Origin of the sequence: Streptomyces longispororuber, assembly GCF_014656095.1 — a bacterium.
GTDB lineage: Bacteria > Actinomycetota > Actinomycetes > Streptomycetales > Streptomycetaceae > Streptomyces > Streptomyces longispororuber.
Genome location: NZ_BNBT01000109.1, coordinates 19,141 through 29,873, shown reverse-complemented (window position 1 = coordinate 29,873; position 10,733 = coordinate 19,141). Strand labels below are relative to the sequence as shown.

7 protein-coding genes are annotated in these 10,733 nt (G+C 74.1%); 4 read left to right on the top strand and 3 right to left on the bottom strand.

What is annotated here, in order from left to right; all coding sequences use genetic code 11:
* Nucleotides 1–3,517, top strand: a 3,517-nt coding sequence (locus IE330_RS27090) for a BTAD domain-containing putative transcriptional regulator (RefSeq protein WP_229925962.1), incomplete at its 5' end; no start/stop codon positions are given.
* A 25-nt stretch (nucleotides 3,518–3,542) separates the two neighbouring features.
* Here IE330_RS27090 and IE330_RS27085 read toward each other — a convergent pair.
* From IE330_RS27085 to panB, 3 genes are all read right to left on the bottom strand, one after another.
* Nucleotides 3,543–4,394, bottom strand: coding sequence for an ABC transporter permease (locus IE330_RS27085; protein WP_190138748.1), 852 nt, complete (start codon nucleotides 4,392–4,394; stop codon nucleotides 3,543–3,545).
* Entirely contained in the window at nucleotides 4,391–5,443 is a 1,053-nt protein-coding gene (locus IE330_RS27080; protein ID WP_229925961.1) for an ATP-binding cassette domain-containing protein, read from the bottom strand. Before IE330_RS27080 ends, IE330_RS27085 begins: the two co-directional genes overlap by 4 nt.
* Nucleotides 5,444–5,748: 305 nt before the next feature.
* Nucleotides 5,749–6,630 carry a 3-methyl-2-oxobutanoate hydroxymethyltransferase gene (gene panB, locus IE330_RS27075; protein WP_190138746.1) on the bottom strand — a complete coding sequence of 294 codons (882 nt, stop codon included), beginning with the start codon at nucleotides 6,628–6,630 and terminating at the stop codon, nucleotides 5,749–5,751.
* Nucleotides 6,631–6,848: 218 nt separating this feature from the next.
* Here panB and IE330_RS27070 point away from each other — a divergent pair, with 218 nt between their 5' ends.
* From IE330_RS27070 to IE330_RS27060, 3 genes are all read left to right on the top strand, one after another.
* The gene (locus IE330_RS27070; protein ID WP_190138745.1) at nucleotides 6,849–8,453 is read left to right on the top strand and encodes an MFS transporter; all 1,605 of its coding nucleotides are present in this window, start codon (nucleotides 6,849–6,851) and stop codon (nucleotides 8,451–8,453) included.
* Nucleotides 8,454–8,648: 195 nt separating this feature from the next.
* Nucleotides 8,649–9,296, top strand: a complete 648-nt coding sequence (locus IE330_RS27065) for a TetR/AcrR family transcriptional regulator (protein WP_190138744.1) — start codon at nucleotides 8,649–8,651, stop codon at nucleotides 9,294–9,296.
* Nucleotides 9,297–9,534: 238 nt separating this feature from the next.
* Entirely contained in the window at nucleotides 9,535–10,560 is a 1,026-nt protein-coding gene (locus tag IE330_RS27060; protein ID WP_190138753.1) for an endonuclease/exonuclease/phosphatase family protein, read from the top strand.
* The last annotated feature ends 173 nt before the right edge of the window (nucleotides 10,561–10,733 follow it).

The window sequence follows — 10,733 nt, the reverse complement described above, 5'->3', positions numbered from 1 at the left end:
GGCCGTCGCCCTCGGCGCGGCCGAGTCGGCGCTGCCGGAGATCACCGCCCTGTGCGCGACGCGCCCGCTGGACGAGCCGCTCCAGGCGCTGCGCCTGCGCGCACTGCGCGCCGCGGGCCGCGGCGCCGAGGCCCTCGCCGCGTACGACGACGTACGCCGCGACCTCGCCGACCGCCTCGGCACCGACACCGGGCCGGAACTGCGCGGGCTCTACGAGGAGTTGCTGCACGGGGTCGGCGTGCGCGCGGGGGGCACCTCTTCCGGGGGCGGGCCGTCGGGAGGCGCCTCCTCCGGGGGCGCGCCGCCCGGGGCTGGGCTGTCCGGGGCCGGACCGTCCGGTGTTGCGCCGTCTGGGGCCGGGCCGTCCGGAGCCGAGCCCTCCGAGTCTGTGTCCTCCGGGGGCGCGCCCACCGGGGGCGCGCCGTCCGGGGCTGGGCCGTCCGGTGTTGCGCTGTCTGGGGCCGGGCCGTCCGGAGCTGCGCCCTCCGAGTCTGTGTCCTCCGGGGGCGCGCCGTCCGGGGCTGGGCCGTCCGGGGCCGGGCCGTCCGGTGTTGCGCCGTCTGGGGCCGGGCCGTCCGGAGCCGCGCCCTCCGGGTCTGTGTCCTCCGGGGCCGGGCCGTCCGGGGCCGGGCCTTCCGGAGCTGCGTCCTCCGGGGTCGCGCCGTCCGAGTCCGTGTCCTCCGGGGTCGCGCCGTCTGGGGCCGGGCCTTCCGGGGCCGTACCGCCGCGGGTCGCGCCCTCCGAGTCTGTGTCCTCCGGCGCCGGGCCTTCCGGGGCCGGGCCGTCTGGAGCCGGGCCGTCCGGGGGCGCGCCGTTCGGAGCCGTGCCCGCCCGGTCCGGGCCCTCCGCGCCCGGTGCGGACGGTGTCGGTACGCCGGGCGCCGACGGGGTCCGTACGAGCGCCGCGGCCGACGCCCCGCGGCCGGAGGAACCGCCGGAGTGGCCCGCCCGGCCCCCGGCCGCCGCGGCGCGCGGCAACCTCCGCGCCCGTCTCACCTCCTTCGTCGGCCGGGCCAAGGACATCGATGCCATCCGCGCCGACCTGGCGCGGGCGCGGCTCGTCACCCTCGTCGGGCCCGGCGGCGCCGGGAAGACGCGGCTCTCGCAGGAGGCCGCCGAGGGCGTCCGCGCGCCGGACGGGGTCTGGCTGGCCGAGCTGGCCCCCGTGGACGACCCGGACGACGTGCCCGAGGCCGTGCTCACCGCCCTCGGCGCCCGCGAGACCGTGCTGCGCGGCGCGGGCGCCGAGGAGCTGCGCGCGGCCGCGGAGCGGTACGCCGGCGACCCGCTGGCCCGGCTCACCGAGTACTGCGCGCCGCGCCGCATGCTGCTCGTCCTCGACAACTGCGAGCACGTCGTCGACGCCGCCGCCCGCCTCGCCGACCGGCTCCTCGCGCACTGCCCGGGCCTGACCGTGCTCGCCACCAGCCGTGAGCCCCTCGGCGTCCCCGGCGAGGTGCTGCGCCCGGTCGACCCGCTGCCGGAGCCGTTCGCGCTGCGGCTGCTCGCCGACCGGGGCCGGGCGGCCAGGCCGGACTTCCGGGTCGGCGACGACCCGGAGGCCGTCGCCGAGATCTGCCGCAGGCTCGACGGGCTGCCGCTGGCCATCGAACTGGCCGCGGCCCGGCTGCGGATGCTCACCCCGCGCCAGATCGCCGACCGCCTCGACGACCGCTTCCGGCTCCTGACCAGCGGCGCCCGCACCGTCCTGCCGCGCCAGCAGACCCTGCGCGCCGTCGTCGACTGGTCCTGGGACCTGCTCGACGCCGCCGAACGCGCCGTGCTGCGCCGCCTGTCGGTGTGCGCGGGCGGCTGCGACCTGGCCGCCGCGGAGGCGGTGTGCGCGTCCCCCGGCGGACCGGCGGGCGAGGGGCCGCGCGTCGACGCCCGCGACGTGCCCGGGCTGCTCGGCTCGCTCGTCGACAAGTCCCTCGTGGTCGCCGCCCCGGCGGCCGACGGCGGCGGGATGCGCTACCGGCTCCTGGAGACCGTCTCCGAGTACGCGGCCGAGCGGCTCGACGAGGCGGGCGAGCGCGCCGCCGCCGAGCGCGCGCACCTCGTCCACTTCCGGGAGCTGGCCCGGCGCGCCGACCCCGAGCTGCGCGGCCACGGCCAGCGGGCCGCGATCCGCGCCCTGGAGACCGAGCACGAGAACCTGCGCACCGCGCTGCGCCGCGCCGTCGCCGCCCGCGACGAGCAGGAGGCGCTGTGCCTGGTGCTCTCCCTGGCGGGGTTCTGGCTGATGCGGGACCTGCGGGCGGAGGCCAGGCACTGGTCCCGCGAGGTGGCGGCGCTCGGGCCCGACCCGTTCACCCCGCCCGTCGCCCCGGTGGAGCCGCTGCACGAGCGCTGCACCGACGCCCCGCCGCCGATGCGCCCCGAGGTGCTCCAGGAGGCCCGGCGCGGCGTGCACCTCGTGCAGATGGCCTGCATGGACCTGGACCCGGCCGCCTGGCAGACCCCGCACGGCGCCCGGAAGCTGCGCGCCGTCCGCGAGGCCTACCGGCCGGGCCTGCCGCAGACCTGCCGGAGCCCGGGCACCATGTGGATCTACGCCGTCCTGCTGGGCGGCGACGTCGGGCAGGTCAGGACGATCGTCGACAAGACCGTCGCCGCGTGCCGCGCGTTCGGCTACACCTGGGAGCTGGCCGGGGCGCTCCAGTGGCGCGCGAACATGCTGGCCAACCGCGTCGACTGGGCGGGCGACGCCCGCCGCGACGCCGACGAGGCGCTGGAGATCTACACCCGGCTCGGCGACACCTGGGGCACGGCCGAGGCGCTGGCCTCGCGCGGCGAGGCCCACGAGCGGCGCGGCGACTACCGGCGCGCGGCCGAGGACTTCCGCGCCGCCATCGCCTACGCCGAGGACCTGGGCGCCAAGGCCCAGGTGTCGCTCCTGACCGCCCGGCTCGGCGCGGTGCTCCTGGAGGCGGGCGAGACCGGGCGCGGCGAGGCGCTGCTGCGCGGGGTGGTGGCGGAAGGCGGCGCAGGCCGCATGGAGGGGGCGCTGCCCGCGGCCCGGATCTACCTGGTCGGGCTGCTCGGCATGAGCGGCCGGGTGCCGGAGGCGCGGGAGCACCTGACGCTGCTGCGCTCGGAGTTCAAGGCCATCGGCTTCGCCGTGTTCGAGGGTGTGGTGCTCTCCGTCGCCGCCTGGCTCGACACCGTCGAGGGCCGCCACGAGGAGGCCCTCGCGGGGGCGCGGCAGGTCCTGGAGAAGGCCGCCGACCCGCTGTCGCTGGTGGTGGCGCCGCAGTTGCTCGCCGGGCACCTGTGGACCGTGGCCCGCGCGCTGACCGCGACCTGCCCGGACCGGGCCGCCGCGGCCGCCCGCCTGATCGCGGTGGCCGACGGGCGACTGCCGCACGGGCACGTGCGCAACCGCTTCGAGCGGGAGGTCCGCGAGGCCGCCGAGCGCACGGTCCGCGCCGCCCTCGGGGACGCCGCCTACGCCGCCGCGTACGCCGCGGGCGACGGCCTCACCTGGGAGGAGGCCGTCGCCGCGGCGGGGCTGTGACGCCTGCCGTTGGTACCGGCGGACGTCACGTCTTCGTACGGAACTTGTGGATCGCGATCGGCGCCATGACCAGCGTCAGGGCCACCGACCAGCCCAGGGTCACCCACACGTCGTGGGCCACCGGCTGGCCGCCGTTCATCAGCCCGCGGGCGGCGTCCGCGAGGGACGACAGCGGGTTGTAGTCCGTGAACGCCTGGAGCCAGCCGGGCATGGACTGCGTCGGCGCGAAGATCGACGAGCCGAACTGCAGCGGCATCAGGACCAGGAAGCCCATCCCCTGGATGGCCTGGGCGCTCTTCATGACGACGCCCATGGTGAGGAAGATCCACATCAGGGCGATGCCGAAGACCATGGCGAGCCCGACGGCCGCGAGCAGACCGAGCACGCTCTCCACGGAGAAGCCGATGATCAGCGCCACGACCAGCAGGATCGTGGTGGCGATCAGCATGCGCAGCAGCTCGACCACGATCTTGGCCAGCATCACCGAGGAGCGGCCGATCGGCAGGGACCGGAAGCGGTCCATCACGCCGGTCTGGAAGTCCTGGTTGAAGCCGGTGCCCACGCCCATGGCCATGTTCATCCCCATCATGGCCATCAGGCCGGGGATCACGTACTGGATGTACTCGTCGCGGCCGCCGCCGAGCGCCTGGCCGACCGAGCCGCCGAAGACGTACACGAACAGCAGCGTGAAGATGATCGGCATCAGCACGGCGTCGAACATCGACTCCGCGTCCTGCTTGATCCACAGCAGGTTGCGGCGCACCAGGGCGCCGGTGTGGCGTATGTGCCCGCGCAGGCCTATGCGCGCGTCGGCCTGGTCCTTCGTCGGCTGCGGGGCCGGCGCCGAGGGCGGCGCCTTGACTGCGGTGGCGCTCATGCGGCGGCCCCTTCGTACTCGGTGGTCTCGGTGGTCGTGGTGGTCGCGGTGTCCGGGGTGCTGGCCCGGTGCCCGGTCAGGGACAGGAACACCTCGTCCAGGCTGGGCAGTTCGGTGGCGATGTCGGCGAGCGTGATGCCGCGCGCGGTGAGCGTGCCGACGACCGCGGTGAGCTGTTCGTCGCTGAGGATCGGCACCAGGACCGTGCCCGCGTCGGTGTCCACGGTCGTGGTGGCGAGGCCGGTCAGGCCCGCCTCGTCGAGCGCGGCGGCCGTCGGGCGCAGTTGCGCCGGGTCGGCCGGGCGGATCCGCAGGGTGCGGCCGCCGACCTTGGCCTTGAGCTCGCCGATGCCGCCGCCCGCGACGACCCGGCCGCGGTCGATGACGGTCAGCTCGCTCGCGAGCTGCTCGGCCTCCTCCATGTACTGGGTGGTGAGGAGCACGGTCACGCCGTCCTCGCGGACCATGCGCTTGACCTCCTCCCAGACCTCGTTGCGCGTGCGCGGGTCGAGGCCGGTGGTGGGCTCGTCCAGGTAGAGCACGGCCGGGCTGCCGATCATCGACGCCGCCAGGTCGAGGCGGCGGCGCATGCCGCCGGAGTAGGTCCGCGCCGGGCGCTTGGCGGCCTCCGTGAGCGAGAAGCGCTCCAGGAGGGCGTCGGCGCGCGAGCGGGACTCCTTGCGGGTCAGGTCGAGCAGCCGGCCGATCATGTACAGGTTGTCGTAGCCGGAGAGCTTCTCGTCCACCGACGCGTACTGACCGGTGAGGCCGATGACGCGGCGCAGTTGGCGGGGCTGGCGCACGACGTCGTAGCCCGCCACGACGGCGGTGCCGGAGTCCGGGGTGATCAGGGTGGACAGGCAGCGCACGAGCGTGGTCTTGCCGGCGCCGTTGGGCCCGAGGACGCCGAGGACCGTGCCCTCGCGCACGTCGAGGTCGACGCCGTCCAGTGCCTTGGTCTCGCCGTAGTGCTTGACCAGCCCCCGTACCGAGACGGCGCTGCCGGTGCCGTCGGTTCCCCGTCGGGGCTTGTTGTGGATGTCTGTCATGCCGTACATCAGAGCAGGAGCCACCGACAATCCGCCGACAGATTTCCTACAGGCCGACGACACCGGTCACCGGCCGGTGCCGCGACGCGGGGGTGACCGGCCCCCGATAAGACGGGGCAAGCGCCACGAGGCGGTGCAAAGCGCCGCCCGCGCACGGCAGGCAGCCCGCCGACGGGGGACGGTCGACGGGCTGCCGTTGGTGCCACAGTGGCTGAAAAGAGACCCTTCCGCAGGCCCTGCCGGCCCGCCGGTCCGCCGTCTCTGAGGTCTGGGGTCCGGCAGGGCCTAGCAGGGCCCGGCAGGGTCTAGTGCACGGAGTGCTCGGCCGCCGGGAACGCCCCGCCGACCACGTCCTCGGCGAACGCCTTCGCCGCCTGGCCCATGACGCCGCGCAGGTCGGCGTACTGCTTGACGAAGCGCGGCATCTTGCCGCCGGTCAGGCCCAGCATGTCCGTCCAGACCAGGACCTGCGCGTCGCAGTCGACGCCCGCGCCGATGCCGACGGTCGGGATGTGCAGGGACCGGGTGACCTCGGCGGCCAGCTCGGCCGGCACGAGTTCGAGCACCACCGCGAACGCGCCCGCCGCCTCGGCGGCCTTGGCGTCGCGCAGGAGCTGGTGGGCCGCCTCGTCGCCGCGGCCCTGGACGCGGTAGCCCATGGTGTGCACGGACTGGGGGGTCAGGCCCAGGTGGGACATGACCGGGATGCCCGCCTGCACGAGCAGCTCGGTCTGGGCGAGCGAGCGCTCGCCGCCCTCCAGCTTGACCGCGCCCACGCCCGCCTCCTTGACCAGGCGCGTCGCGGACCTGAGCGCCTGGACCGGACCCTCCTGGTACGAGCCGAAGGGCAGGTCGGCGACGACCAGGGCGCGCTTGGTGCCCCGGACGACGGCGGCGGAGAGCATGGCGATCTCGTCGAGGGTGACGGGCACGGTGGTGTCGTACCCGAGGTGGCAGTTGCCCGCCGAGTCGCCCACGAGCACGACCGGTATCCCGGCCTCGTCGAAGACGGACGCGGTCATCGCGTCGTACGCGGTCAGCATGGGCCACTTCTCACCGCGCTCCTTGGCGGCGGTGAGGTCGCGGACCGTGATGCGGCGTGTGCCCTTGCCGCCGTACAGCGCCTTGCTGCTGTCGGTCGTCCGCCCTTCGGGGGCGGGGCTCTGGGCAGCCGAAAGCTGCGTCATCGCAACGGCTCCTTCTGTGTCTCGAGGCGCCCTGACGGCGTCCCCGGATCACGTCCATGGTGGCATCGCGTGCCGCCCGGAGGCTAGAGGGGTCTCTTTCGGCCATTCTCGGGCGGCGCGGTGGCCGCGGTGTCGCCGGGTGTCGGGCGGGGAAAAGCCTGGCAAAGCCTTTCCAATACGAGACGGTCTCGTATCGAAATCTGGCTACGCTGATCTCCATGACCACACCAGCCGTCCCCGGCACCCCCCGGATCCCGGAGGCCGTCCACAAGCGCCGCTGGGCGATCCTCGGCGTCCTGATGCTCAGCCTGCTGATCGTCGTCCTGGACAACTCCATCCTGAACGTCGCCATCAAGACGATCTCCACCCCCGAACCCACCGGACTCGGCGCCACGCAGGGCGAGCTCGAGTGGGCCATCAACTCCTACACGCTCGTCTTCGCCGGACTCCTGTTCACCGCGGGCCTGCTCGGCGACCGCCTCGGCCGCAAGAAGGTGCTGCTCGCCGGGCTCGCCGTCTTCGGCGTCGGCTCGGCCCTCGCCGCGCAGTCCGGCTCGCCGCTCGAACTCATCGCCTTCCGCGGCGTGATGGGCCTCGGCGCCGCCTTCGTGATGCCGGCCACGCTCGCCGTCCTCATGAACGTCTTCGAGCGCGAGGAGCAGCCCAAGGCCATCGGCATCTGGGCGGCAGGCGTCGGCCTCGCCGTCGCCATCGGCCCGATCACCGGCGGTGTCCTGCTCGACCACTTCTGGTGGGGCTCGGTCTTCCTCATCAACGTGCCCATCGTGATCGTCGCGCTGATCCTCATGGTCGTCCTCGTACCGGACTCCAAGGACCCGAAGCCCGGCAAGATCGACCTGGTCGGCGTCGTGCTCTCCGTGATCGGCCTCGTGCTGCTCGTCTACGGCATCATCAAGGGCGGCCAGCTCGCCGACTTCACCGACCCGGCCGTGCTCGCCACCACCCTCTCCGGCCTCGCCGTGCTCGTCGGCTTCGTCTGGTACGAGAAGCGCGCCGACCATCCCTCCATCGACATCTCGTACTTCAAGAACCGCGTCTTCTCGGCGGCGATCACCGCGATCGCGCTGGTCTTCTTCGCGCTGATGGGCGTCACGTTCTTCTCGGTCTTCTACACGCAGAGCGTGCGCGGGTACACGCCGCTGGAGACCGGGCTGCTGATGCTGCCGCTCGCCGCCGCGCAGCTCGTCTTCGCGCCCCGGGCCCGGCTCGTCGTCGACCGCTTCGGCGTACGGGCGACCTGCGCGGGCGGGCTCCTGGTGATCGCCGCGACCCTCGCCGCGTTCACGCTCTTCGACACCGACACCCCGATCTGGCTCCTGGAGGTCGTCTTCTTCCTGATGGGCGCCGGGATGGCGCACATCATGACGCCCACCAGCGTCGTCATCATGCAGGCGCTGCCGCGCGAGAAGGCGGGCTCCGCGTCCGCGCTCAGCAACACCTTCCGGCAGGTCGGCGGCGCCCTCGGCATCGCGGTGCTCGGCTCGGTGCTGTCCACGGCGTACCGCAACGGGGTGGAGGGCGAGCTGCGGCTGCTCCCGGAGGGCGCCCGGCACACGGCGGGCGAGTCCATCGAGGCCACGCTCGGCGCGGCGGCGCGGCTCGGGCCGCGCGGCGAGGCGCTGGTGTCCTCGGCGCACGACTCCTTCCTGCACGCGATGCACGTCACCGCGGTGTGCGGGGCCGGGGTCGCGCTGGTGGGCGTGGTCGTCGTCGCCCTCTTCCTGCCGGGCAAGGCGCCCACGCCCCCGGCCGAGGACACCCCCGCCCCCGCCGACAGGGAACCCGCCGGCACACCGCGCTGACCCCGGCGCCCGGTACGCGGCCCGGCCGGGTGCCGCGTACCGCTCGACGCCGGGGGCGCGTACCGCTCGATGCCGGGGGCGCGTACCGCTCGACGCCGGGGTGGGGGAGCCGGTGCCGGGCAGGGGGGCGTGGGGCGGCGCCCAGGGGCCGGAGCCCGGGGGCAGGGGCTACCCCTGCCCGCCCGGCCAGGGAAAATGGGCAGCCCCGTCCACCGCAGAGGAGTCGACACCGTGGAGCAAGCCCCCGCCGCCAAGGGCGCCGGCGTCCGAGGCCGACCGAGGAGCGAGGCCGTCGAGCGGGCGATCCTGGAGGGCGTCATCGGGCTCCTGGAGGAGGGCGTCCCGCTCGCCGAGCTGTCCATCGAGCGCATCGCCCGCACCGCCGGCGTCGGCAAGGCCACGATCTACCGCCGCTGGAGCGGCAGGGAAGAGCTGTTCGTCGACGTCCTGCGCACCCTGGAGGCCCCCGCCTCCGTGCTGCCCGGCACCTCCATGCGCGACGACCTCGTCGCCCTCCTGGAACAGATCCGCCGCCGCGGCCTGAACCTGCGCTCCTCCGCCTTCCTGCACAACGTGTTCGCGCAAATGAAGAGTCTGCCCAAGCTCTGGACGGCGTACCACGCCACCGTCGTCGAGCCGCAGCGCCAGCGCGCCTACGACGTCCTGCGCCGGGGCGTGGACAACGGCGAGCTGCGCCCCGACGTCGACATCGTCCTCGCCCACGAGATGTTCGTCGGCCCCATGCTGGTGCGCACGGTGCTGCGCCTCGACGCGCCGCTGGACGAGGGACTGTCGGAACGCATCGTCGACACGGTCCTCGAAGGGCTCCGGCCCGTCGAATGAGCCCCTCGGGGGGCGCGGGATGTTAGCGTGTCGCCCCCCAAGTGGCCCGCGACCCACGGGCAATATGCGCGTTTCGTCACAGAGTGCGGACCTCACCGGCGCATCCGGAACCTGCCGTGCGCCCCCGCTCGTCCTCGGGTCCGTACGGCCGTCCACGGACGGCGGGGACGACACCGGATCATCGCCTAGGGTTCAAGGGCGGGGGATGGTGTGCACGGCAGTCAGTGAGGCGACGAGAGTGATGGCGCAGGCGTACAAGGCGGAGACGGACAGCGGCAGCTCGCGGCCCGAGCGCCAGGGCTCCCCCCTGCGCCGCTTCCTCGACGGCTGGCGGGGTGACCGCGACATCTGGCGGCGCGGTCTGATCACGGCGGGATTCGCGGTCGTGATCGGTCTGGTGATGCTGCTGCACGCCCAGATCCCGAACGGCGTGGGCAACCTCGGCAGTCTCACCGAGACGTTCCTGCCGTGGCTCGGCGTCTTCATCCCCGTGCTCCTGGTCATCGCCGTCGTCCGCAAGTCCGCGACCGCGCTGATCGCCCTGCTGCTCCCGGTGAGCGTCTGGTTCAGTGCCTTCGGCGGCCTCGTCACCGACAAGTCGGGCAGCGGCGGCGACCTCACCGTGGCCACGCACAACGTCAACGCCGACAACCCCGACCCGGCCGGCACCGCCCGCGACGTCGCCGCGTCCGGCGCGGACGTCATCGCCCTGGAGGAGCTCACGTCCGCCGCCGTGCCGACGTACGAGCGGGCCCTCGCGGACACGTACAAGTACCACTCCGTGCAAGGCACCGTCGGCCTGTGGAGCAAGTACCCGCTGTCCGGCACCAAGCCCGTCGACATCAAGCTGGGCTGGACCCGCGCGATGCGCACGGTCGTCGACACGCCGAAGGGCGAGGTCGCCGTGTACGTCGCCCACCTGCCCTCGGTGCGGGTGAAGCTCGACGCGGGGTTCACCGCCGGGCAGCGCGACGACAGCGCGAACGCCCTCGGCGAGGCCATCGCCGACGAGACCGTCGGCAAGGTCGTCCTGCTCGGCGACCTGAACGGCACGATGAACGACCGCGCCCTGAACGCCGTCACCTCCCAGATGCGCTCCACGCAGGGCGCCGCGGGCGACGGCTTCGGCTTCAGTTGGCCCGCGTCGTTCCCGATGGCCCGCATCGACCAGATCCTGGTCAAGGACCTCGAACCGGTGTCCTCCTGGACCCTGCCCAAGACGGGCAGCGACCACCTGCCGGTGGCGGCGGGGCTGGATCTGTGACGGGTGTCTCGTCGTGACGCGATGTGAGGGTGGCTGTGGCCGGTGTGGCTGGTGTGGCCGGTGTGGGCGGTGTCGCCGAGACAGCGGCGGGGGCCGTTGAGGCCGGTCGACCAGGGGAGCCGCGGCGGTCGGTGGAATCTCTCTCCACCCCTGCGGAATACTCCGTCGGAGAC

Bases quoted from the DNA above. Each gene is read 5' to 3' on its own strand.
- IE330_RS27085 (WP_190138748.1), bottom strand. From the start codon at position 4,394: ATGAGCGCCACCGCAGTCAAGGCGCCGCCCTCGGCGCCGGCCCCGCAG.
- IE330_RS27080 (WP_229925961.1), bottom strand. From the start codon at position 5,443: ATGACAGACATCCACAACAAGCCCCGACGGGGAACCGACGGCACCGGC.
- panB (WP_190138746.1), bottom strand. From the start codon at position 6,630: ATGACGCAGCTTTCGGCTGCCCAGAGCCCCGCCCCCGAAGGGCGGACG.
- IE330_RS27070 (WP_190138745.1), top strand. From the start codon at position 6,849: ATGACCACACCAGCCGTCCCCGGCACCCCCCGGATCCCGGAGGCCGTC.
- IE330_RS27065 (WP_190138744.1), top strand. From the start codon at position 8,649: ATGGGCAGCCCCGTCCACCGCAGAGGAGTCGACACCGTGGAGCAAGCC.